The sequence below is a fragment of the Streptomyces sp. NPDC022552 genome (genome assembly GCF_055561875.1).
The window spans coordinates 139,982-161,769 of sequence record NZ_JBVHGJ010000006.1 but is presented as its reverse complement, the minus strand read 5'-3'; the positions used below and the strand labels follow the sequence as shown (position 1 = coordinate 161,769).

At 71.5% G+C, this 21,788-nt stretch carries 20 protein-coding genes; 5 read left to right on the top strand and 15 right to left on the bottom strand.

Annotated elements, in window-relative coordinates:
• Window positions 1-33 precede the first annotated feature (33 nt).
• Window positions 34-516, top strand: coding sequence for a DedA family protein (locus ACZ3OF_RS18435; RefSeq protein WP_361675433.1), 483 nt, complete (start codon window positions 34-36; stop codon window positions 514-516).
• A 50-nt stretch (window positions 517-566) separates the two neighbouring features.
• On the opposite strand, the gene ACZ3OF_RS18430 is transcribed toward ACZ3OF_RS18435, so the two are convergent.
• Window positions 567-1,943 carry an alcohol dehydrogenase catalytic domain-containing protein gene (locus ACZ3OF_RS18430; protein WP_467305591.1) on the bottom strand — a complete coding sequence of 459 codons (1,377 nt, stop codon included), beginning with the start codon at window positions 1,941-1,943 and terminating at the stop codon, window positions 567-569.
• 106 nt (window positions 1,944-2,049) lie between these two features.
• On the opposite strand from ACZ3OF_RS18430, the gene ACZ3OF_RS18425 reads away from it, so the two are divergent.
• Complete coding sequence (locus tag ACZ3OF_RS18425) at window positions 2,050-2,940, top strand: LysR family transcriptional regulator (RefSeq protein ID WP_467305589.1); 891 nt, start codon at window positions 2,050-2,052, stop codon at window positions 2,938-2,940.
• A gap of 124 nt (window positions 2,941-3,064) precedes the next feature.
• Here ACZ3OF_RS18425 and ACZ3OF_RS18420 read toward each other — a convergent pair whose 3' ends face one another.
• The 6 genes from ACZ3OF_RS18420 to ACZ3OF_RS18395 form a co-directional block, all read right to left on the bottom strand.
• Window positions 3,065-3,670 (bottom strand): histidine phosphatase family protein, encoded by a 606-nt coding sequence (locus ACZ3OF_RS18420; protein ID WP_361675445.1) that lies wholly within the window; start codon window positions 3,668-3,670, stop codon window positions 3,065-3,067.
• Window positions 3,667-5,136, bottom strand: a complete 1,470-nt coding sequence (zwf, locus tag ACZ3OF_RS18415; RefSeq protein ID WP_361675448.1) for a glucose-6-phosphate dehydrogenase — start codon at window positions 5,134-5,136, stop codon at window positions 3,667-3,669. Before zwf ends, ACZ3OF_RS18420 begins: the two co-directional genes overlap by 4 nt.
• Entirely contained in the window at window positions 5,133-5,666 is a 534-nt protein-coding gene (locus ACZ3OF_RS18410; RefSeq protein ID WP_361675451.1) for a universal stress protein, read from the bottom strand. Before ACZ3OF_RS18410 ends, zwf begins: the two co-directional genes overlap by 4 nt.
• A 449-nt stretch (window positions 5,667-6,115) precedes the next feature.
• Window positions 6,116-6,343 carry a hypothetical protein gene (locus tag ACZ3OF_RS18405; protein WP_467305585.1) on the bottom strand — a complete coding sequence of 76 codons (228 nt, stop codon included), beginning with the start codon at window positions 6,341-6,343 and terminating at the stop codon, window positions 6,116-6,118.
• Window positions 6,340-6,642: a DUF4387 family protein gene (locus ACZ3OF_RS18400; protein WP_467305583.1), complete on the bottom strand. Its 303-nt coding sequence runs from the start codon at window positions 6,640-6,642 to the stop codon at window positions 6,340-6,342. The genes ACZ3OF_RS18405 and ACZ3OF_RS18400 overlap by 4 nt, the downstream gene beginning before the upstream one ends.
• Complete coding sequence (locus tag ACZ3OF_RS18395) at window positions 6,605-6,805, bottom strand: hypothetical protein (protein ID WP_467305581.1); 201 nt, start codon at window positions 6,803-6,805, stop codon at window positions 6,605-6,607. The genes ACZ3OF_RS18400 and ACZ3OF_RS18395 overlap by 38 nt, the downstream gene beginning before the upstream one ends.
• Window positions 6,806-7,397: 592 nt before the next feature.
• Between ACZ3OF_RS18395 and ACZ3OF_RS18390 the strand changes: the two genes are divergently transcribed.
• Together ACZ3OF_RS18390 and ACZ3OF_RS18385 are read left to right on the top strand one after the other, a co-directional pair.
• On the top strand, window positions 7,398-8,525 hold the full coding sequence (locus ACZ3OF_RS18390; protein WP_467305579.1) for a PP2C family protein-serine/threonine phosphatase: 1,128 nt from the start codon (window positions 7,398-7,400) through the stop codon (window positions 8,523-8,525).
• An 86-nt stretch (window positions 8,526-8,611) separates the two neighbouring features.
• The gene (locus ACZ3OF_RS18385; RefSeq protein WP_467305842.1) at window positions 8,612-8,851 is read left to right on the top strand and encodes a hypothetical protein; all 240 of its coding nucleotides are present in this window, start codon (window positions 8,612-8,614) and stop codon (window positions 8,849-8,851) included.
• A 94-nt stretch (window positions 8,852-8,945) separates the two neighbouring features.
• Here the strand turns inward: ACZ3OF_RS18385 and ACZ3OF_RS18380 are convergent, their stop codons facing one another.
• The 8 genes from ACZ3OF_RS18380 to ACZ3OF_RS18345 all read right to left on the bottom strand — a co-directional run bounded on the left by ACZ3OF_RS18380 (window position 8,946) and on the right by ACZ3OF_RS18345 (window position 20,392).
• On the bottom strand, window positions 8,946-9,980 hold the full coding sequence (locus ACZ3OF_RS18380) for an aldo/keto reductase (protein WP_467305577.1): 1,035 nt from the start codon (window positions 9,978-9,980) through the stop codon (window positions 8,946-8,948).
• A complete protein-coding gene (locus ACZ3OF_RS18375; protein WP_467305575.1) occupies window positions 9,977-13,894 on the bottom strand; it encodes an ABC transporter ATP-binding protein in 3,918 nt (1,305 codons plus the stop codon). The genes ACZ3OF_RS18380 and ACZ3OF_RS18375 overlap by 4 nt, the downstream gene beginning before the upstream one ends.
• Window positions 13,891-15,375 (bottom strand): LLM class flavin-dependent oxidoreductase, encoded by a 1,485-nt coding sequence (locus tag ACZ3OF_RS18370; protein WP_467305573.1) that lies wholly within the window; start codon window positions 15,373-15,375, stop codon window positions 13,891-13,893. Before ACZ3OF_RS18370 ends, ACZ3OF_RS18375 begins: the two co-directional genes overlap by 4 nt.
• Window positions 15,359-16,201: an ABC transporter ATP-binding protein gene (locus ACZ3OF_RS18365; RefSeq protein ID WP_467305571.1), complete on the bottom strand. Its 843-nt coding sequence runs from the start codon at window positions 16,199-16,201 to the stop codon at window positions 15,359-15,361. Before ACZ3OF_RS18365 ends, ACZ3OF_RS18370 begins: the two co-directional genes overlap by 17 nt.
• Window positions 16,177-17,115, bottom strand: coding sequence for an ABC transporter permease (locus tag ACZ3OF_RS18360; protein ID WP_361675471.1), 939 nt, complete (start codon window positions 17,113-17,115; stop codon window positions 16,177-16,179). The genes ACZ3OF_RS18365 and ACZ3OF_RS18360 overlap by 25 nt, the downstream gene beginning before the upstream one ends.
• A complete protein-coding gene (locus tag ACZ3OF_RS18355) occupies window positions 17,112-18,176 on the bottom strand; it encodes an ABC transporter substrate-binding protein (RefSeq protein WP_467305568.1) in 1,065 nt (354 codons plus the stop codon). Before ACZ3OF_RS18355 ends, ACZ3OF_RS18360 begins: the two co-directional genes overlap by 4 nt.
• 73 nt (window positions 18,177-18,249) lie before the next feature.
• Window positions 18,250-18,753 carry a flavin reductase family protein gene (locus ACZ3OF_RS18350; RefSeq protein WP_361675477.1) on the bottom strand — a complete coding sequence of 168 codons (504 nt, stop codon included), beginning with the start codon at window positions 18,751-18,753 and terminating at the stop codon, window positions 18,250-18,252.
• 382 nt (window positions 18,754-19,135) lie between these two features.
• Window positions 19,136-20,392, bottom strand: a complete 1,257-nt coding sequence (locus tag ACZ3OF_RS18345) for an ROK family transcriptional regulator (protein ID WP_361675480.1) — start codon at window positions 20,390-20,392, stop codon at window positions 19,136-19,138.
• Window positions 20,393-20,860: 468 nt separating this feature from the next.
• Here ACZ3OF_RS18345 and ACZ3OF_RS18340 point away from each other — a divergent pair, with 468 nt between their 5' ends.
• Window positions 20,861-21,736 carry a YihY/virulence factor BrkB family protein gene (locus tag ACZ3OF_RS18340; RefSeq protein ID WP_361675482.1) on the top strand — a complete coding sequence of 292 codons (876 nt, stop codon included), beginning with the start codon at window positions 20,861-20,863 and terminating at the stop codon, window positions 21,734-21,736.
• Window positions 21,737-21,788: the final 52 nt, after the last annotated feature.

Genomic DNA, 21,788 nt, shown 5'->3' with positions numbered 1-21,788 from the left:
CGGGTTCCGGCCCGGCGCTCGGGACGAGGCGTCGTGGATAAGATCGCGCTCACGGCCGGAGCCCTGTACGTCATCGTCCTGCTCCGTGCCGGAGGGACATTCGCCGTCGGATGGCTCGCCGGCGCCGGTGCCCGGCGCAGCAGGTTCGCCGAGCGGATCTCCTCGGCGAAGTTCCGGCGCGCCGAGCAGGCAATCCAGCGGTGGGGCGCGCCGGTGGTGGCCGTCTCCTTCCTGACTGTCGGTTTCCAGACCGCCGCCAACTTCCTCGCGGGCAGCATGCGCATGCCGTTGCGGCGCTACCTCCCCGCCCTGTTCGTGGGCGGAGCGGCCTGGGCGCTGATCTATGCGACCGCTGGGCTCGGCGTGCTCGAAGTGCTGGGAAGACTCTTCGCCGAGCGGACGGCCCTCGGAGTGTCCGCCGTTGCCGTCCTCCTGCTCGCGGCGTGCGGGATGGTGGTGTACCGCAGAAGAAGGGCGGTCCTGTCGTCCAGCGACATCGTGGCCGACGAGTCGTGAGCCCGTCCCGCGAGGGCAGGTGCCACAGCGGGCGAGATGGACGGGCGGCCTCAGCTCTCCTCGGACGGAATCCGTAGGGCGAGGTCGTGCGCGAGGTCCCCGGCAGCCGCCTCCGCCTCGTCGCAACAGTGCGGGCATCGAGCCGGCGTTCGCCACGGTACGTGGTTCGTCATCAACCGCACGGCGGCCACCACGGGTCGAGTCCTCGACGACTTCGCCGCCTCGCCCCGCTGGACCGCGTCCGTGGTCCTTGGCGACACACGGCTGAGGTACGCGCGGGTCGACGCCGAGAGCATCGTGTGCTTGGGCATTCTCAAGGTCGCGGCGACGGTCGGCCCCCCCTGAACGTCCTCCTCACCGGCCGGGAGATCGCCTGGCACCGAGGTGGGGGGCCGGTGGTTACTCGGTGTCGGTGGTGTCGAGGACGATGCGGAAGTGGGGGATCCGGAACGCAGTCGGGTGACGGCGTCGCCGGCCTCTGTCAGCGGCATGCGTTCGATCACGGGCCGGACGCCGTTGGTGGCGGCGAACGCCAGCGCTTGTTCGGTCTCGCGCGGGGTGCCGGTCAGGTGTCCGGTGAGGGCGTGACCGTGCATGACGAGTTGGGCCGCCGGAACGGTGACGGAGCCCGCGTCGACGCCGACGAGGGTGAGCTGCCCGTGCGTGTTGAGGCCGGTGAGCAACTCGTCGGCGGGGGCGGTGGAAGAGGCCGTGCAGACGATGAGATCGGCGCCGCCGAGTTCCTTCAGCGCGGCCCCGGGCTTCTGCTCGTCGCAGTCGATGTAGTGGTGGGCACCGAGGTCGCGCGCGAGCTTCTCGCGGTCGCCGCCTCGGGCGATGGCGACGGTCTCGTACCCGAGCTTCGCCGCGAACTGGAGGGCCAGGTGTCCCAGGCCGCCCATACCGAACACGGCGACACGTCCGCCCGCGTGGATGCCGGCCTGGCGGACGGCGTTGAAGGTCGTCACGCCCGCGCAGCCGAACGGGGCGGCGTCGAAGAGGTCGAGCGTGTCGGGGATGCGGGCGAGTGCGTCGGCGGGCACGGTGATGCTCTGGGCCCAGCCGCCCGGGTAGGACAGGCCGGGAATCTTGCGTTCGGGACAGTGGACGACGTCGCCAGCCCGGCAGAACGAGCAGTGCCCGCAGCTGCCGCCGAACCACCCCACCGCAACCCGGTCCCCCACCACCCAGCCCTCCACCCGGTCACCCAGCTCGGTGATGACTCCGGCGACCTCATGCCCGGGGGTGACCGGGAAGACGGTGTCCGGGCCTGTGGCGGCAGCCGTTCCGATGTCGGCGCCGCACACACCGGACGCCACCACCGACACACGGACCCACCCGCTCCTCGGCGATACCGTCCCGGCAACGGACGGGCGCAGCGGGCCACGGGGCTCGGTCACGACCATGGTCACAGCGCTGTCCGGCATGGCGACTGTCTCCATAGGTACTGGTTATGCTTGAACGGCAGGCATCTCACCGTAGACAGAGGCAGAGTCGCTCGGTAGGGGGCGTGAGTGAATGGAGCGATAAGCGATGGCTATGACCGATCGCCTGAACCTCGAAGGGCTCCGGTACGCCCAGGCGGTCGCCGAGACCAGGTCGTTCAGCGCCGCCGCTCGCTCTTACGGTGTCACGCAGCCCGCCCTGTCCAACGGGATCGCCAAGCTGGAGGAGCGTCTCGGCGACAAACTCTTCGACCGCTCCCCGCGCGGCGTCACACAGACCGCTTTCGGCGCGCGGATCCTGCCGCTGATCGAACGCTCCCTAAACGCGCTCGACGCCGTCGCGGCGGAAGCCAGGCGGCTCACGGAACCCGGCGAGCAGAAGATCCGCATGGGGGTCTCGCCCCTGATCAGCTCCCCGCTGGTCGCCCGGGCGTTCAGCATGGTCCAGGACCTGCCCGCGCCCCGCGATCTCGTACTGCGCGAGGCGAACATGCAGGACCTGCGCGAATGCCTGCTGGCCGGGCAGCTCGACATCGTCCTCATCCCCGCCGTGGCCGCGATGCCTCGCTTCGAGCACCGGGTCATCGACGTCGAGCCGATCGTCGTCGTCAGCCCCGACGTCACGGAAGCGGCTCCGCTCGAACTCGCCAAGGCCGGCGAGGAGTGCTTCATCCTCGTGCCGGACACCTGCGGCCTCACCACGTTCACCACGCAGCTCTTCCAGGCCCACGAGATACCTCTGCGCACCTATCCGGGCGAGGCCGCCAGCTACCAGGTCCTCGAGGACTGGACGAAGCTGGGCCTGGGCTCGGCCATGGTCCCGCGCTCCAAGCTCACCTCGCCCGACGTGCCCCACCGGCCGCTCCTGAACGAAGGCCGCGAGGTGCAGATCTCCTTCGAGGCGGTCTGGAGTGCCGACTCCCCGCTCGCGGCGGACCTCCTTCGCCTCGCCGACAGCCTCACGGCCGCCCGCCGCTAGCGATGCTCACCGTGGCGCGATCCGTGGCCGCGCGCCCAACCCCCGTACCGGGTGAAGTCGGTCGGTGCTGCGACTCTCGCTGAGATCGAGTTCGTCCGCCACCTCGACTTGGGCCGGGACCGTGTCACTGCGTGGGAACGTTCCACCGGGCGACGACGGGGAGGCCGTGTTCGTGGGACAACCGGCTCACGGTGCCCGTATCCAGCCGGAACAGGCGCCCCTCAGTGGGCGGCAGCTGAAGGTAACGGGCGGTCAGCACCCGCAGGACATGAGCGTGGGCGAACAGCACCACGTCACCGCTGCGCTCCGCGACGGCCTCCCTGACCCGGGCGAGTACCCGGTCGACACGCCGTCCCACCTGGCCCGCGCTCTCGCCCGGATGGTCTTCGGGGCCAGCAGGGACACCATCCCTCCACAGCGACCACCCCGGCCGACTCCGCTCGATCGCGGCGCTCGTCAGCCCCTCGTAGGCGCCGTAGTCCCACTCCCGCAGGTCCTGGTCGTACTCCACGTCGGACATTCCGGCGAGGGACGCGGTTTGTGCCGCCCGCCGCAGTGGGCTGGCCAGCACCAGCGCGAAGCTGCGCCCGGCGAAGTACGGCGCCAGCGCGGCGGCCCGTTGCTCCCCACGCGGTGTCAGGGGTAGGTCGGTGAGGCCGGTGTGCCGGCCGGTCTCGCTCCACTCGGTCCGGCCGTGGCGAACCAGCAGCAGGTCGCCCCCTTCACTCATGACCGGCTCCCTTGTGACCGGCCTTCGGGCAGATGCCAGCGGTGCGGCTCGATGAGCTCTTGCAGGCTGTTCGGTCCCCAGGACCCCGGGGCGTACGGCTCGACCGGGGGCGGGGACTGGAACAGCGGGGCGGATACCTCCCAGAGGCGTTCGATGCCCGCAGCGTCGGTGAACAAGGACTGGTCGCCCAGCATCGCGTCCAGGATGAGGCGCTCGTAGCCCTCTAGCGCGTGGTCCTGTGCAAAGGATCCGGCGTAGTCGAAGACCATCTCGGCTTGGGTCAGGCGCATGTCGGGGCCGGGTTGTTTGGCCAGGAAGCGGGCCGTGATGGTGCCGGGGTCGTCGAAGTCGATGACCAGTTCGTTGTGGCGGCCGTCGGCGGACTCCTGGGCCGCCAGCGGGAACATGCGCAGCGGTGGTTCGCGGAAGCCGAGGGTGATGACGTGGCGGCTCGCGGCGAGCGCCTTGCCGGAGCGAAGGTAGAAGGGGACACCGGCCCACCGCCAGTTGTCGATCTCGAGGCGCAGGGCGGCGAAGGTCTCGGTGTCGGAGGCGGGGTCGACTCCTGGTTCGTCGCGGTAGCCGACGTACTGCCCGCGGACCACTCGGGCCGGGTCGAGGGGACGCAGGCTCTCGAAGACCTTGTCCTTCTCGGCACGCAGGGCGTTCGCGTCCAGGGTGGCCGGCGGTTCCATGGCGATGAACCCGAGCAGTTGGAACAGATGCGTGACGATCATGTCGCGGAAGGTGCCGGTGCCCTCGAAGAAGTGGGCGCGGCCCTGGATGTCGATGTGTTCCGGCACGTCGATCTGCACGTGGCTGATGTGGTCACGGTTCCAGACCGGTTCGAGGAGCCCGTTGGCGAAGCGGAGGGCGAGAATGTTGTCGACGGACTCCTTGCCCAGGAAGTGGTCGATACGGAAGACACGGGACTCGTCGAAGACCGTATGGATGTCCTGGTTGAGGGCGCGCGCGGAGGCGAGATCCGTGCCGAACGGTTTCTCCACGATGACCCGGGCGTCCTGGGCGAGCCCGCAGGCACCAAGCATCTGCACGACCGAGGTGCATGCCTGTGGGGGTACGGCGAGGTGGAAGAGGCGTCGTGGGCTGCCGCCGATCGCCTGCTCTGCCTCTTGTACGGCGGTGATCAGGGGGCTTGGGTCTTCGGGATCGGCGGCGCCGAAGGTCAGCCGGCTCTCGAACTCCTGCCACTCCCGGCCTTCGGGCTTCGCCCTGCCGAACTCGGCGACTGCGTCGTGCGCGTGCTGGCGGAATTCCTCGTCGCTGAGGGTGACCGCGGCGGGGGCTGATCCGATGATCCGATAGCGGTCAGGGAGCAGTCCTGCTCTGGCCAGGTGGTACAGGCCGGGCAGGAGCTTGCGGCGGGCGAGGTCGCCGGTGGCCCCGGCGATGACGATGACGTGGTCATCAGGGCTGGGGCCGCCGGCGCTGCGGGGTGTCGTCACGTCAGTTCCTCCTTTCGACGTGGCCGCCGGACTCGCCGCGCATCAACGGAGAGGACCTGCCCGTGAACTCGCCGAGCTGGGGGGCGACGACGTCCCGCACGCATCAGGCCCTGGGCCCGGTTGGAGCAAGTGGGGCCGAGCCCGGCCATGCCGATCAGGAGGGGGGTGTCGGTGGGCATGCGCTGCCTCGCCGTAGCGCTTGCCGGCGCGGTGTGAGCCCAGCGCCGGCGGCTCGACGCCGGGTGCGCGGGTCGGCAGAAGTCGGGAGGGGCGCCCGCGGTCCTCTCGGCGGCGATGACGACACCAGGGTGGCCCGCCCGGGCGCGCTGACGGGCCTTCTCCCGTAGAGCCAATGCCTGCTCTTCGAGGACCTCGCGCGGCTGCCGCACGGCGACGATCTGCTCCCCCTCCCACAGACACACGTTCACCGACTGAAGCCTGGCTCCGCGCGGCGCAGCCGCTTCCACGGCCCAGTCGACCGCCGTCAGACCCCCGCTGGAGCCACTCGCGCCTCCTGCGATCCGCTTCATGGGGCCAACTGTGAAGCCGTCCCGGGACTCCGGCACTCCCGGCAGGCCGACCGGGCGACCTTGCCGCCCTGACCGGCTCCGTAGGATGCCGCGGTTGCCTTCGAGCGTGCGTGGTCCTTGTCGGCGCGGGTGAGGAGAGGAGCGCGGCGGGGCTGCCGGAGGCGGTGGGTTTGACGATCTGCCGCAGCAAGCAGCAACTGGGAGCCCGCCGGGCCATCGCGGCAGCGCGTACGCTCCCCGCGTGGAGCAGGCTGACGACCGCCAACCACCGTCGGGCACTCTCACCTGGACCTCCCCACTCCCCCGGTCACCCCGCGGGGAGCGCGCGTGTGGGGCGCCGGGGTCGAGCGCGGTCGGTGCCAGGGAGAAGTCGGTGAAGGCGACGACGGCCAGCGCGTCCCGCACCGGCCGGAGCGTGCGCCGGTCCGCGCGCTGGCAGCCGGCTGCGCCTACGTGGTGGGAGGCCGCGCCACAGGGGGGCCGGTGAGGAGGTCGGTGAGCGCTTGGGCCAGTTCGGCGGCCCGGCCCAGTGCGCCTGGGTGGTCGAAGGCCTCGACGATCCACGAGCGGGCGCCGTGGACGGTCCGCCCGTGGCGCGTCTGACAGGTGGGTACGGTGACCAGCCAGGACGTGGGCAGGCCGGGCCGCCCCTGACCCACCGCCTCGTGTCCGGTCATGACGGGGCGACTTCCATGTCCAGGAGCGGGGCGTACTGCTGCCCGGCGTAGCGGTCGGTGTCGCGCCGGTCGCCCTGGACCGTCGGGCGCGGCAGGGACACCTTCACGGCCAGGGCCAAGGGGTGGTTCACCAGAAGGATCTTCTCGGGGTCGGTGTTGTAGAGGGTGGCGAAGAGGTTCTTGTTCAGGAAGCGGTGCTCCTGTTGCGGTGAGGTGCCCGGACGGGTGAATGAGGATGGGTGTCCGGTGCGTGTGTGGTGGTCAGACGTAGGGGTCGCAGACGAGGTAGCCGTCGACACGGCTGAACCGGATCAGCGCGGTCAACAGGTGCGTCCCGACGACGGTCGGCTGCGTGGGGGCGCCCACGTAGCCCACGTCGCCCGTGGCGATGTCACCGATGCGGACGTGGACACTCGCGGCGACTGCGTCCCGAAACGATGCGAGGCGGCTGACGGTCGACACCTCGTACCGCGTGAGGTCCCGACCGTCGCGACGTGGGCGTAGCGCCGGGGACCGCGGCGACCCGGACGAGGTGGGACAGCGGCCGTCCTGGCCGGTGATCCTGCGAAGGCTCGGACGGCGCCGTGGACGCGCACCTCTGGTGGCCGCGTCCAGCAGCGAGGTCAGGGCGGTGACCACACGGCGGTGATCGCAAGATACGCCATGGCTATACCCTCCTCGATGGGCAGAGAATGCGGGTACGAGTTATGACCGCGACCTGCCAGCCACGTTAGGCTCGCTTCGAGGGGAGGCGGTAGACGATGCCGCTGAATCAAGCATAAGCAGCGTGAATGACAGGGCAGGTCCCGGCGGCGAGCCGTGCGCCGGCCCTGCTCGGGCTGGACGGCGGGAGACTCCGGCCGTCGGCCGCCGCGCGGAGGATTCGCCACAGGTGCAGCACACGGGTGACACCGCGCGCTCCCCGAAGCTCGGCCGTTGAAGGCCTGGGGGCTGCGGTCGCACCGCTGGGGGCGGCGCCCGCGGGCGAGCCGGTCCGGGAGGGCTCCGCATCGCCAGAGCGCTTTGCCCCCTTTGCATGGATATTGTGGGACCTGTGATCGAGTCTGGACGGCCGTGGCTCCGTCGGCGCTACAGCCGCGGGTGGTTCGTGCGGCTGTCGCCGGTCACTCTGACCGTCGTGATCGCCAGCCTGGCCTATGCCACGCCGCCGGAAATGGCCTTCAGCCGCCTCCTGCCCGCGGCGCCGGCGCTCGCCGCCGCCATGTGGCCGGTCCTCCCCACGATCCTGCTCGGGACGGTCTGTCTCTGCCTGATGATCGGCCTCAGTCTCGTCTTCCCCGATCTGGGAACGTGGTGGACGGCTGCGGGGATCATCGCGGTCACCGTGGCCGCCGCGTACGGGAGTCACGTACGGCTCCAGCGGGAGCGCACCCTCTTTCAGGTGCGGCTCGTCGCCGACGCGGCGCAGCAGGTGGTGCTGAGCCCCATGCCACGCCGCCTGGGGCGCGTCGAGATCGAGTCGCTCTACCTCGCGGCCGCGGCGGAGGCCCGCATCGGCGGGGACTTCTACGAGGTGGTCGACACGCCCTACGGGGTCAGGCTCCTCATCGGTGACGTGCGGGGCAAGGGCCTGCCGGCGGTGGGGGCGGCCGCGGCGATCGTCAACGCGTTCCGGGAGGCGGCGCGCAGCGAGAGGGACATGGCCGACGTCGCACGGAGGCTGGACGCCGGCAGCACCCGCTACAACGCCGCCTTTCCTCCCGAGGGGCCGATGGAGCGCTTCGCCACCGCCCTTCTCGCCGAGATCCCGCACGAGGGCGGACGTATCGCCATCCTCAACTGCGGACATCCCCCGCCACTGCTCCTGAACCACGGGGAACTCCGCATCCTCGAGCCCGCCGCCCCCTCGCCCCCGCTCAGCCTGGCCGAGTTGATCGGTGATCACTACACCATCGACACCTTCGACTTCGCCCCCAGCGACCTGCTGCTTCTCTACACCGACGGAATCGCCGAGGCCCGCTCCCACGAGGGCGAGTTCTTCCCGCTGGCGGCCTGGATGCGTCGACAGCCGCCCACACCGCCCCGCGAGCTGCTCGCGACCCTTCACCGTGATCTTCTCCGCTACAGCAGAGGACGCCTCGACGACGACATCGCCGCACTCGCCGTACGCCTTGGTCAGGAGCTGTCCCCGACCCGGCCCGCCGACGCGCCTGAAGCCTGACGGACGTGCGGCTGCTTCGCCGCTCCTCGTACGCCGGTGAGCCGACGCACCCGTGTCCTCTCCCGGGCGGCGTCGTTCCCGTCACCATGAAGAAGATCATCACTGTAGCCGCCACCGCGCTCTGCGCCGCCGCCCTGGCCGCTCCGGCCCACGCCGACAACGACTCCAAATTCGGCGGTGGCATCAACGCCGCCAACAACTGGAACTTCACCGCCGCAGCCGTGTGCCTCGCCGAGGTCGCCGTTGTGCCCGTCCTCGGCGACTACGTCTCGGACCACACCGACAACTGCTCCAACGGCAACGTCATCGACCACTCCACTCGCTGACGCCGCCACCACGACGCCTCCGACCGTCCGAGGTCGGGTGCAGGTGGTGCCACGCTCCGGACCGCGCCCCCGTGGGAGCGCGGTCCGGTTGGCGTCAGCGGGTGCGGCGGCGCAGGGCCGGTTCCGTGAGCGACGGCGGGGTATAGCCCGCGTCGCGCGCCGAGAGGTTGGTGCCCGGAGGCACGATCTTGTCGATCCGGTCGAGGACGTCCTGGCTCAGCAGGACGTCGTCCGCGCCGAGCTGGCTCTCCAGCTGGTCGAACGTGCGCGGGCCGATGATGGCCGACGTGACCGCCGGGTGTTCGAGGACGAAGGCGAGGGCGAGCTGGATCAGCGTCAGGCCCGCCTCCTCGGCGAGCTGCGCGAGGGCCTCGGCCGCGTCGAGCTTCGCCGCGTTCTCGGGGGACGCGATGTCGAAGCGCTCGGCCTGCCGGTCCGCACGGCTGGAGCGGGGCTGCTCCGCCCCCTTGCGGTAGCGGCCGGACAGCCAGCCGCCCGCCAGCGGACTCCAGGCGAGCACACCGAGTCCGTAGCGCTGCGCCACCGGCAGCACCTCACGCTCCACGCCCCGGGCGAGCAGCGAGTACGGCGGCTGCTCCGCGACCACCCGCTCCCGCCCCCGCCGCTCGGCGATCCACTGGCCCTCGACGATCGCGGACGGCTCGAACGTCGACGTACCGATGTAGCGGATCTTCCCCTGGCGCACGAGATCCGTCAGGGCGCCGAGCGTCTCGTCGAAGTCGGTGTCCGGCTCCGGCCGGTGGACCTGGTAGAGGTCGATCCAGTCGGTGCCCAGACGGCGCAGGCTGTTCTCGACCTCCCGGACGATCCAGCGGCGCGAGTTGCCCCGCTCGTTGACGTCCTCCCCCAGGCTGCCGTGGAACTTGGTCGCGAGCACCACGTCGTCCCGGCGCCCACCGGCCAGGGCCTTGCCGACGATCGTCTCCGACTCGCCCGCGGAGTAGACGTCGGCCGTGTCGACGAAGTTGATGCCCGCGTCGAGGGCCCGCCGGATGATGCGTACGGAGTCCTCGTGATCGCGGTTGCCCCGCGCTCCGAACATCATCGTCCCGAGGCACAGCGGGCTGACCTTCACGCCCGTACGGCCCAGACTGCGGTACTGCGTCATCGCGCACTCTCCTGCATGAGTTGATCGGTGGGGTGGGGATCGGTGGGATGGGGATCGATGGGGGCCGCGTGCCCGGAGCCGTCGCGGAAGGCGTCCCAGAGCCGGCGGTAGGGGCCGTCGGCCGCGAGCAGCTCCTCGTGCGTGCCCGTCTCCGCGATCCTGCCGCCATCGAGGACCACGACACGGTCGGCGCGCGCGGCGGTGGTGAGCCGGTGCGCCACGACGACGGTCGTACGGCGACGGGTCAGCGCGGCCGTCGCGGCGGCCACCCGCCGTTCGGTGGCCAGGTCGAGCGAGGCCGTGGCCTCGTCCAGCAACAGCACGTCGGGATCGACGAGTTCGGCGCGCGCCAGCGCGATGAGCTGACGCTGGCCCGCGGACAGGTTCCGGCCCCGCTCACCGACCTGTTGCAGATAGCCCCGGGGCAGCCCCGCGACCATGTCGTGCGCGCCGACAGCCCGCGCCGCCGCCTCGACATCGGCGTCCGGTGCGTCGGGACGCCCGTAGGCGATGGCGTCCCGCACCGTTCCGCTGAAGAGGTGGGGCTCCTGGGGGACGACGCCCAGTCGGCGCCGGTACGCCGTCAGGTCCAGCTCGCGCAGGTCGTCCCCATCCACGCGGACATGACCGGCGGAGGGATCGTAGAAGCGGGCGAGGAGTTTGACGACCGTGGACTTCCCCGCGCCCGTCGTGCCCACCAGCGCGACGGTCTCTCCCGGGGCGACCCGCAGCCGCAGGTCGCTCAGCACCTCACGGCCCCCGGGGTACGCGAAGGACACGCCGTCGAACTCGAGCGCGCCGCGCAGCCGGTCCACCCGTCGGGGGCGGTCCGCGCCTGGCGTGCCGGTCGGCGTCCGCATGAGGGCCCTCAGCCGGGAGAGGCCGATGACCGCCTGCTGGTAGCCGTCGAACACCTGGGACAGCTGCTGGATCGGGGCGAAGAACAGCTCCACGTACAGCAGGAACGCGATGAGGGTCCCCGCCGTGAGCTCCCCCGCCGTCACCCTGCCCGCGCCGACGGCCAGGACCGTGGCCGCGGACAGCGTGCCGAGGAACTCCACGAACGGGAAGAAGACACCCATGAACCGCTGCGCGCGCAGCCGGGAGTCCCGGAACTCGCCCGCGAGGCACGCGAAGTGCCGCGCGTTGTGGTCCTCCCGGCGGAAGGCCTGGGTGACCCGGATCGTAGCGACGTTCTCCTGCAGCGCGGCGTTGACGACGCTGACGCGCTCCCGGGCGTCCCGGTACGCCGGTACGGAGTGATGGCGGAACACGGCCGTCGCGACGGCCAGCACCGGCACCGCGGCGACGAGGACCAGGGCGAGGCCGGCGTCGATCACGAGCAGGGCGGCGAGCACGCCCACGACCGTCAGCCCGCTCACCACGGCCGTGATCAGTCCCGTCTGCATGAACGTGGACAGGGCGTCCACGTCCGTCGTCATCCGGGTCATGATCCGGCCGCCCAGCTCGCGCTCGTAGTAGTCGAGTCCGAGCCGCTGCAACTGGGCGAACGTCTTCACCCGCAGCGTGTACAGCAGACGCTCGCCGGTCCGGCCCGTCGTGCGGACCTGTAGGACGCCGACGGCCCAGTTCGCCGCCACCACGACGGCGGCGGCCGCCGCGGCCGCGAGCAGGGCGCCTCTGGCTCCTTGCGCCACCCCGTCGTCGACCCCGTGTCCGACCAGCACCGGTACGGCGATCTGGGCGAGCGCGTCCAGTGCGACCAGGAGCAGCCCGATCAGCAGCGGCCCTCTGAAGGGGCGCAGCAGCCGTCCCAGGCCCAGGTCGGGCTCGGCGGCCGATGCGACCTCCATCGGGAGCCCCGGATCGGCCTTGGGCATCGGAAGCCGGGCGAGGCCTGCGAGGACCTCGGGGTTCGGCGGGGCGGAGCCGAGCAGCCCGCCGCCGCCCGGCGCCCCACGACCGGGTCCGGACGTCGCCGCCGCCTCCGCGAACGCCTGGGCGGCACGGACCGAGGCCTCGCCGCCCTCGTCGTCGGACGCGCCGTCCACGTCCCGCCGCCAGAGCTCGGCCGTGACCACGGCCTTCACGTCGGCGACGGCCGGGGTTCCGGCGGAACCGGGGGCGGCAGCGTCCTCCGCCGCCCCGGACGGTTGGTCGGGGGCCGACAGCAGGGAGCGCAACAACGTCGAACGGGAACGCAGTTCGTCCAGCGTGCCGGTGTCGACGACGCGGCCGTCGTCGAGCACGGCGATCCGGTCGGCCAGTTCCAGGGTGGAGCGCCGGTGCGCCACGATCAGTGTCGTGGGCCGACGCGCCGCCGTCCGGAGGGCATCGTGGATCTCCGCCTCCACCCGGGTGTCGATCGCCGACGTGGCGTCGTCGAGGACGAGCACGTCGGGCTCGCACAGCAGCGCCCTGGCGAGGGCGATCCGCTGCCGCTGGCCACCGGAGAGCGTGAGCCCCTGCTCACCGACGACCGTGTCGTAGCCGTGGGGCAGCCGCTCGATGAACTCGTCGGCGCGGGCGAGCCGGGCCGCCGCGCGGATCCGTTCGTCCCCCGCGTCGGGCAGTCCGTACGCGATGTTGGCCCGTACGGTGTCGGAGAGCAGCAACGACTCCTCGAACACGAAGCCGATCCGGGAGCGCAGGGAGTCCAAGGACACTTCGCGCACGTCGTGGCCCCCGACCAGGACCCGGCCGCCTTCGACGTCGTAGAAGCGAGGGAGCAGCGCGGCCGCCGTCGACTTCCCGGATCCCGCGAGACCGATCAGAGCGACGGTCTCCCCCGGCCGGATGTCCAGCGAGAAGCCGCGCAGGAGCGGCTCGCCGCCGCCGTACCCGAAGGTGACGTCCTCCCAGGAGACGGACGGCGATCCGGCCGGCAGCTCCACCGGGCGCGGTGCCTCCGCCAGCCCGGACGTCTCGTCGATGACCTCCATGACACGGACGGCGCCAGCGCGGGCGGGCTGCCAGACCGTGAGCAGGGTGGCCAGCTGCCGGACCGGAGTGACGAACGAGCCGAGGTACGTCGTGAAGGCGAGGAAGGTGCCCAACGAGATGCGGCCGTCCAGCGCCATCCAGCCGCCGAGCGCGAGCACGGCGACCTGTCCCAGGGCCGGCACGGCCTGGAGCGCGGGGTTGTACCGGCTGGTGTAGCGCACCACCCGCATCCGGGAGGCGAAGAGCCGACGCGCACGAGTGTCCAGACCAGCCAGCTCCCGCTGCTCCTGCCCGAATCCCTTCACCACCCGCACGCCGGTGACCGTCGCCTCCACGGCGGCGGCGACCTCGGCCGCCTCCTGCTGGGCGTGCCAGTTCGCCGGGAAGAGGTCGCGACGGCTGCGGAACGCGATCAGCCAGAGCAGCGGCCCCACGACCAGGGCGACGGCGGTCAGCAGCGGGGAGAGCAGCGCCATGAGGACCACGGAGGTCAGGAACATCAGCACGTTGCCCGTGAGGTTCGGCAGGAACTGGAGCAACGTCTGGATCAGGGTGATGTCCGAGATGGAGCGGCTCACCGCCTGCCCCGTCCGCAGCTCGTCCTGCTTGGACCCGCCGAGCCGCACGAGCGAGGCGAATGCGTCGTTGCGCAGGTCGTACTGGACCCCGAGCGAGACCCTGCCCGACCGGTAGCGCCGGGTGAAGCTCGCACCGAAGCGGACGGCTCCGAGGGTGACCAGAAGGACGAGCCAGGGCGTCAGCGACCCGGCCGTCCCGGCCGAGACCGTGTCGACGACATGGCGCAGGACGAGCGGCAGCGCCGCGGTGGCCACGGCGGCGACGACCGCGGCACCGTACGCGAGGGCGAGGTCACGGCGGTGACGGAGGCAGTAGCCGAGGAGCCGCCGGGCCCAGCCGGCCTGCCGGGTCCCGCCGGGACCGGCCGCCGTGGTGGCGGCCGGCTCCGGCGGGGTGTCTTCCTGCCCGGTCTGCGAGGGACAACCGGTCACCGTGCGTCCACCAGGGCGGCGGCAGGGCGGTCGGAGTCGGCACTGTCACCGGTGCCGGCCTCGGCGGTGACCTGGGCGGGGGCTTCGGCGGCGACGTCGGTCGTCGGCGCGTCGAAGTACCGGTTGGCCGGGCGGGCCAGGCCGTAGTGCTCGCGCAGGGTCGTGCCGTCGTACTCGGAGCGGAACAGGCCGCGTTCCTGGAGGATCGGCACGACGCGGTCGACAAATCGTTCCAGGCCCGACGGCAGCACCGCGGGCATGATGTTGAACCCGTCCGCCGCCCCGCTCTCGTACCAGTGCTCGATCGTGTCGGCGACCTGCTCGGCGGTCCCGGCGAAGGTGCGGTGACCGCGCCCGCCGCCCAGCCGGCCGATCAGCTGGCGCACCGTCAGCCTCTCGCGCCGGGCGAGGTCCACGATGAGGGTGTAGCGGCTCTTGGCCCCCTCGATCTCGTCCTCGGTGGGAATGTCGTCGGGCAGCTCGCGATCGAGGTCGAGGTCCTCCGGCGCGATCCGCAGCCGCTGCGCGAGCTGACGCTTGGCGTACTCGGGGGCGATCAGCCGGTCGAGCTCCGCGTCCAGCTCCCGGGCCTCGGCCTCCGTGTCACCGATGACCGGCACGATCCCCGGGAGGATCTTGATCTCGTCGGGGTCCCGGCCGAAGGCGACGGCACGCTGCTTGACGTCCTTGTAGAAGGCGATGCCGTCCTCCAGGGTCTGCTGCGCGGTGAACACGGCCTCCGCGTAGCGGGCCGCGAACTCCTTCCCGTCCTCACTGGATCCGGCCTGCACCAGCAGCGGGCGGCCCTGGGGCGAGCGCTCGACGTTCAGCGGTCCGTCGACCCGGAAGTGGGCGCCCCGGTGGTCGATGCGCCGCACCCGGTCCGCCAGGGCGTGCACGCCGCGCTCCTTGTCGGCGACGACGGCGTCGTCCGCCCAGCTGTCCCAGAGCTTGGTGGCCACGTCGACGAACTCGGCGGCACGTTCGTAGCGTTCGTGGTGCAGGGGGGTGTCGTCGAGGCCGAAGTTGCGGGCCGCGTCGGCGCCGGCCGTCGTGACGATGTTCCAGCCGGCGCGCCCGCCGGACACATGGTCCAAGGAGGCGAAGCGCCGGGCGAGGTTGAAGGGTTCGTTGTAGCTGGTCGACGCGGTGGCGATCAGCCCGATCCGGCTGGTGACCACGGCCAGCGCGGTCAGCAGGACGGTCGGCTCCAGCTTGCTGGACGGACGCCGCCCCGGGTCGCCGTGGAGGACCGGGCTGTCGGCGAGGAACACCGAGTCCAGCTTGCCTCGTTCGGCGATCCTGGCCAGGTTCTGGTAGTGGGCGATGTCGGTACCGCCCCCCGCCGGGCTCTCGGACAGTCGCCACGCGGCCTCGTGGTGGCCCACCGACATCAGGAACGCGTTGAGGTGGAGGCGCTTGCGGACAGGCTCGCCGGCCGCCGGGGTGCGGTCGGCGGCGCCGTCAGACGTGCGGGACATGGGGCTTCTCCTTCGGGGAGGCGTACGGGGGTGCGGCGGGCGTCGTCACGCCGAGGGCGGCGAGCAGGGCGTCCCGGTACTCCTGGAACCGGGGGTCGCGCCGGCTGCGCGGGGTGGGCAGGTCGACCGTGATGTCCAGCGAGATCTCGCCGTCCTCCAGGACCAGCACCCGGTCGGCCAGCTCGACGGCCTCGTCGACATCGTGGGTGACCAGCAGGACGGCCGGGCGGTGGCGTTCGTACAGTTCGCGCAGCAGACCGTGCATCTTGATCCGGGTCAGCGCGTCGAGCGCGCCGAACGGCTCGTCCGCGAGCAGCAGTTCGGGATCGTGGACCAGGGCGCGGGCGAGCGCGGCCCGCTGCTGTTCACCGCCGGAGAGTTCGTGCGGCCAGGACCGGTCCCGGCCCGCGAGCCCGACCTCTTCGAGGGCGGTCAGTCCGCGCTCCCGGACGAGGGGGCCACGAAGCCCCAGCACCACGTTGTCCAGCACGCGCAGCCAGGGCAGCAGCCGCGAGTCCTGGAAGGAGAGCGACACCCGGTCGGGTACGACGAGTTCACCCGTCCCCTCGACGCTGTGGTCCAGCCGGGCCACGGCGCGCAGCAGCGTCGACTTGCCCGATCCGCTGCGCCCGAGCAGGGCGGTGAACTCGCCCGGCGCCAGGTCGAGATCGATTCCCTTGAGCACGGACCGCTCGCCGAATCTGCGGACCAGCCTGCGCGTGCGGACGGCCGGTGAGGTGACGGCCGGTGATGTGCGGACGGCCGGGGAGGCCAGGTCCTTCGACGGCTGTGCCGCCTCGGTCAGCCCGCCAGGGTACGTCGCCACGACAGGGCCCTCCTCTCGACAGCGCGGACGAGGGCGTCGGAGGCGAAGCCGAAGACTCCGTACGCCACCAGGCCCACGATGATCACGTCGGACTGGGCGTACTGCTGGGCCTGGAACATCATGTAACCGATGCCGCTGGTCGCGTTGATCTGCTCCACGACGATCAGACCGAGCCACGACGAGGTCACGCCCAGCCGCAGTCCCACGAAGAACCCCGGCAGCGAGCCCGGGACCACGACCTTCCGCACGAAGCGCCACCGGCTCAGCCGCAGGACCTCGGCGAGTTCGACGTGGCGGCTGTCGATGCTGGTCAGCGAGGCATACGTGTTGATGTACATGTTCACGGCCACGCCGAGCGCGATCACCGTGACCTTCATGTCCTCGCCGATGCCGAGCCAGAGGATCAGCAGCGGCAGCATCGCCAAGGACGGGATGGCCCGCTTGATCTGAAGCGGCCCGTCGACCAGGTACTCCCCCGTGCGGCTGAGGCCCGCCACGACGGCCAGGGTGACGCCGGCCACGACACCGAAGAGGAGTCCGAGGCCCGCGCGCTGCAGGGAGATCAGCACGTTGCCCTGGAGCCGCCCGTCCGCCACCAGATCGACGGCGGTGGACACCACGTTCTCCGGGCCGGACAGGATGCGCGGATCGAGCACCCCGGCGGCCGAGGCGGCCCACCAGGCCACGATGAGCAGCGCCGGTCCCAGCAAGCGGCCGAAGGGCACCGCCCGGCCCGGACCGAGCCGTCGTCGTCTCCGGTCACCCTCCTTGTCCGTCCTGTCGCCGGGGCCGGGTGGTCGGCCGCCGCAGCCCGGCTCCGCCGCCGGTTTGCCGACGGCCGGGTCCTGGGTGCGGCGGTCGTCGGCGACCGCGATACCCCGCGAGGCCCGCGCGGGGGTCAGCGCCTCGGTCATGCTCCCTCCCGGTACTGGGCGTCGACGGCCTCGGCCGCCAGGCTCTCGAAACGTCGGTCGAAGAGCTGCTCGACGTCGAACCGGGGCACGAAGCCGCCGTCGGCCATCAGCTCGGCGGTCTCCTGCTCCCAGGCGATCGCCTCGTCCCAACGCGCCGGGAAGTGCGGCTTGTTGAGCGAGGCCACGATCCGTTTGCCGTCCTCCCGGCTGACGCCCTGGTCCTTGACGTAGTACGCGTCGATCCAGCGGTTCGTGTTCTCCCACGCCCACACCGAGCCCCGCGCCCACAACGGAACGAAGCTGCGGACCGCCGCGGCCTTCGCGGGATCGTCCAGGACCTCGACGGGAGCCCACAGCACCGTCAGCAGGTCGACCACGTCCGTACGTATGTCACGAGCGCCGTCCTTGCGGTACTGCGAGAGGTACTTGGTGAGCGTCGGTTCGCCCAGCGGCGCGACGTCGACCTGCTTCGACTGCAGGGCGGTCAGGAACTGGGTGCTGGGGAGAGCCACCAGCTGTACGTCCTTCGGGGTCAGCCCGGCGTTCTTCAGGGCGCGCAGCACGACCACGCCCTGGGCCTGCCCCTGCGAGAACCCGATCTTCTTGCCCCGGAAGTCGTCCACGCCGGCGATGGACGAGCCGGGGGCCGTGGCGAAGACGTACGTCGGCTTCCGGCGCACCTGGACGGCCACGATGCGGGCGGCCACCCCGATGGCGTGGGCCTGGATCGGGGGAATTCCTGCATTGCTCGCCAGATCGATGGAACGCGCCCGGAAACCCTGGATGATGTCCGGGCCCGCGGAGAGGTTCGGCCATTCGGACACCTTGAAGGGAAGATCCTTCGACAGGCCCGATTCGGCGAACTGAATGCGTGAGGTGCGTACGGCGATGGTGAGCGAGGTGTTCGGCGGCGGCTGGGCCGTGGAAAGGGCTTTGACGGAGGCGGACCGGACCGCTGGATCGGGCGGCGGCGCGCATCCGGCGATGCCTATGGCAGCCCCGCCGGCGAGGGCGAGAAATCCTCTGCGGCCCAGACGGGGATGGGCAGGGGTGGGTGACATGAATGATCCTGTTCCGAGGTGATGAGGTGGTGTGGAGCGAAGGCGAGGGAGAAGCCGGGCAGGAGCCCTCGAATCAGATGGAGAGATAGCCGCCGTCGTGGAAGAGGAGAGGGCGGCGCCCCGGTTCCTGCCACGAGTCGAGGACACGGGCCACGACGATCCGGTGGTCACCCGCGGGCACGAGGTCTTCGATCGCGACCCGGAGCCAGCCGGCCACGTCGGAGAGGACGGGCTCGCCCTCGGGGAGGCGTCGCCACGCGGTGGGTGCGGCGAAGCGGTCGATGCCGCTCGTCGCGAACCGCCTGGCCAGAGGTTCCTGGTCGGACCCGAGGAAGTGGACGACGGCGGTACGGGCCTGCTCGACATGCGGCCAGGAAGAGGACGCGGTGGCGATGGCGAAGGAGATGAGCGGAGGGTTCAGGGACAGTGAGGTGAGGGAGGTCGCGGTGAAGCCGACGGGCCCGTTGCCGGCGTCGGTCGCGACGACGACGACGCCTGCCGGATAGGCGCGGAACGCCTGCTTGAAGCGATCGGGGGCGAGGTCCGTCGCGGGGTGCGAGGACAGGGAGACGGTCACATTTCCTCCATGGCGAAGAAACGCAGGGCGAGAGTCTGGGATCGAGAAGGAGAGACCGACCGAAAGGCAGGCCGAGTTGAACGGCGCACGACGCGGGACAAGGCGACGGAGAATTCCGGCGAGCGCGGGCGCGTCACACCGTGAAGGAAGAAGGGTGGATCAGACCCTTTTCACGCGAAGCTGCGCGGGAAGGTCAACAGCCCTTTCCGGCGGGGATCGCGGCGACACGGCCACTCCCCGGGGCGGAGCACGGCAGAGGGCGACAGTGACGTGCCGTGACGGGCACGAACCGAAGAATCCCTCGCTGGCTGCTCATGAATCCATTTTCCGTTCCGTGCTCCGGCCGGGTCAACAATGCAACTCGCTGAATTAAGTCGGGTCTTCAGGAGACGGCAGGCAGCGCCGGCCAGGGTCCGAGCGGATCGTCGTAGAGCGCGCCCAGCGCCACCGCGGGCCCGGCTGTCGCCAGTACGGATCCGGTGAACGAACTCGGTACGACACGGTGTTCGGGGTCGTCGCAGACCCACGACCGGTCGGCGACCTCGGCACGCAGCGCCGCGAGGCACTCGGGCAGCCGGCCCGCGCCCGGCTCGACGACGACCAGCACCTCGGGGTCGAACATGTCCAGGAGTACCGCGGCCGCCCGCCCCACGAGCCGGGCACGACGCAGGAAGAGCTCCCGCGCCGTCGGATCTCCCGCCAGCGCCCTGTCCAGCAGAGCGGGGAAGGACGGCACCCTCAGGCCCGCCGCCACCGCCCGCCGTACCATCTCGGCCTCCGACACCTCCGCCTGCAGGCACCCAGGCACGCCGCACACGCAGGGCGAGGATCCGCCGTCACCCGCACCGACCGGCAGATGGGCGACGTTCCCCGCCCCCGAGCGCGGCCCCTGATGCACGGCGCCCGCCGACACGAACGCGGCGTCCACCACGGCGCCCACGAAGAGCAGCACCGCGCTCGTCCGCGTGCCGCTCTGCCCCACGAGCTGCTCCGCCCGGGCCAACGCCCTTGCGTGGCTGTCGACATGGACGGGAAGCCCGGTCGCATCGGCGAGCACCCCACGTACCGCCACGTCACGCCAGCCGAGTAGCGGGTGCCGCACCACCACTCCCGCCTCCGGGTCGACCCAGTGCCCGGTCGCCGCCCCCATGGCCAGCACGGTCCTGCCCTCACCGTGCGCCGCCACCAGACCGGGCAACCGCTGGGCCAGGCCGTCCAGGACCCGCCCGGGATCCGTGCCCTCGTGCGGCCGTCGCTGCTCGGCGACGATCCGGCCGCGCAGGTCCATCAGCGACAACGTCGTGTGCGTGACGGCGATGTGGGCGCCCGCGACGAGGTACCGGCCCGCGTCGACGTCCACGGGAACATGGGGGCGGCCCAGGCCGCGCGGGCCCGTGGTCTCCTCGCTCTCACGGATCAGCCCGCGTCTCAGCAGCACCCCGCAGTGGCCGCTCACGGCGGCCGGTGAGAGCCCCGTCAGCCGGGCCACGGTGCTGCGCGCCACCGGACCGTGGTCGAGGATCGCGCCCATCACCGCCCCGGCTCCCGGCGCACGGCGTACGGCCGGAGGCGTGGGCGGGATGTCGGAGCGCCGCAGTGGCGCGGAGCGTCGAGCGGTGATCGGCGGTGAACTCTCCACGAGGGGCCTTCCCGGTCCTGTGCGGTGTCGCGGACGGTCGACTCCGGCGGCCGGAGCGGGCAGGCCGGTGCCGTCGGGGCGGCTCGGGCGGGGACCACCCGTAACGCCCCTTCAGGGGTACGCGGCGGCGCTGTGTGAGGAGTTCAAGAGGAGATCACGGGAGAGAAGAACCCCGCACGGAATCAAGTCCCGGACAGAGAGGGGACTCCCGGCTCCACGCCCACGCCGCGATTCACGACCACGGACACGCGGCGGAGCACACACGCTTCAGGTCGACATGACCTCGAGTCGTCAGAAGCGCGGATCGGTGCATGGCGCGCAACATAACCGTGAGCGCACAACCCGGTCAAACCCGTGCCCGCATCATGGACGGCCGAACGCCCTCCGACAGCGAAGCGGCACCTACCCCGGTTCGCGCGCGACCTGGCGCCCGAGGATGAGAGCGGCGACGCCGGGCAGGAGAGCATCGTGGCATCGAACACTCTCCGCACGCACCGGAGCACCCCAGGGAACCGCGCCGTCGAGCTGCTGCGACGGGTGCGCTCAACCCTGCGCGGCACCGCCGTACGCCTCTGGCACGACAACATCGCCGACTACGCGGCAGCTCTCACCTACTACGCGGTGCTGGCGCTGGTGCCCGCTCTGCTCGTATCGGTCTCGCTGGTGGGGCTGGCCGGGTCCCGGACCCGCGAGCGGCTGATCCTCGACCTCACCTCCTACGCGCCTCCCGAGTCGGCGCAGGTGCTCCGCGAGGCTCTCGACGGGCTCACCTCGACGCAGTCCTCCCTGTGGGTCCTGCTCATCAGCGGCGTCCTGAGCGCCTTGTGGTCGGCTTGTAGCTATCTGGCGGTCTTCCGCCGCGCCTTGCACGCGATGCACCGGCTGCCCGACACACGGCCGCCCCTGCGCGCGGCGCACATCCTCGTCCTCACCGCCGGCGTGCTGCTGGCGCTGCTCGTCGCGGGCGCCGCGAGCCTCGTCGCGACCGGCCCCGTGGCTCGCAGGCTCGCGGCGATCGCGGGCCACTCCGGCACGGACGCCATGGCGGTCCTGCGATGGCCGGTGCTCCTGTTGATCGTCACGGCCCTGATCGTCATCCTGTACCGGACCGGTCCCGCTCAGGCCCGCGGAAAGGGCCGGGGGTTTCCGGGCGGCGTGCTGGCGGCGTTCCTGTGGCTCGGCGCTTCGGCGCTCTTCACCCTCTACACGCAGTTCGGGACGTACAGCCGCCTCTACGGTTCGCTGGCGGGGGTCGTCGTCTTCCTCGTGTGGCTGTGGTTCTCCAACCTGGCCCTGCTCGCCGGCGCGCAGTTCAACGCGGTGCTCGCGCGGGCCAGGAGCTGACGCTTCTGCGGCCATCGGCTTGCCCTGGGAGAGACGTGCCCGTCGGGTGGTG

Coding starts and splice junctions, on each gene's coding strand:
- ACZ3OF_RS18430 (WP_467305591.1), bottom strand. CDS start 1,943: ATGCCGGACAGCGCTGTGACCATGGTCGTGACCGAGCCCCGTGGCCCG.
- ACZ3OF_RS18425 (WP_467305589.1), top strand. CDS start 2,050: ATGGCTATGACCGATCGCCTGAACCTCGAAGGGCTCCGGTACGCCCAG.
- ACZ3OF_RS18420 (WP_361675445.1), bottom strand. CDS start 3,670: ATGAGTGAAGGGGGCGACCTGCTGCTGGTTCGCCACGGCCGGACCGAG.
- ACZ3OF_RS18410 (WP_361675451.1), bottom strand. CDS start 5,666: ATGAAGCGGATCGCAGGAGGCGCGAGTGGCTCCAGCGGGGGTCTGACG.
- ACZ3OF_RS18405 (WP_467305585.1), bottom strand. CDS start 6,343: ATGACCGGACACGAGGCGGTGGGTCAGGGGCGGCCCGGCCTGCCCACG.
- ACZ3OF_RS18385 (WP_467305842.1), top strand. CDS start 8,612: ATGAAGAAGATCATCACTGTAGCCGCCACCGCGCTCTGCGCCGCCGCC.
- ACZ3OF_RS18380 (WP_467305577.1), bottom strand. CDS start 9,980: ATGACGCAGTACCGCAGTCTGGGCCGTACGGGCGTGAAGGTCAGCCCG.
- ACZ3OF_RS18370 (WP_467305573.1), bottom strand. CDS start 15,375: ATGTCCCGCACGTCTGACGGCGCCGCCGACCGCACCCCGGCGGCCGGC.
- ACZ3OF_RS18360 (WP_361675471.1), bottom strand. CDS start 17,115: ATGACCGAGGCGCTGACCCCCGCGCGGGCCTCGCGGGGTATCGCGGTC.
- ACZ3OF_RS18355 (WP_467305568.1), bottom strand. CDS start 18,176: ATGTCACCCACCCCTGCCCATCCCCGTCTGGGCCGCAGAGGATTTCTC.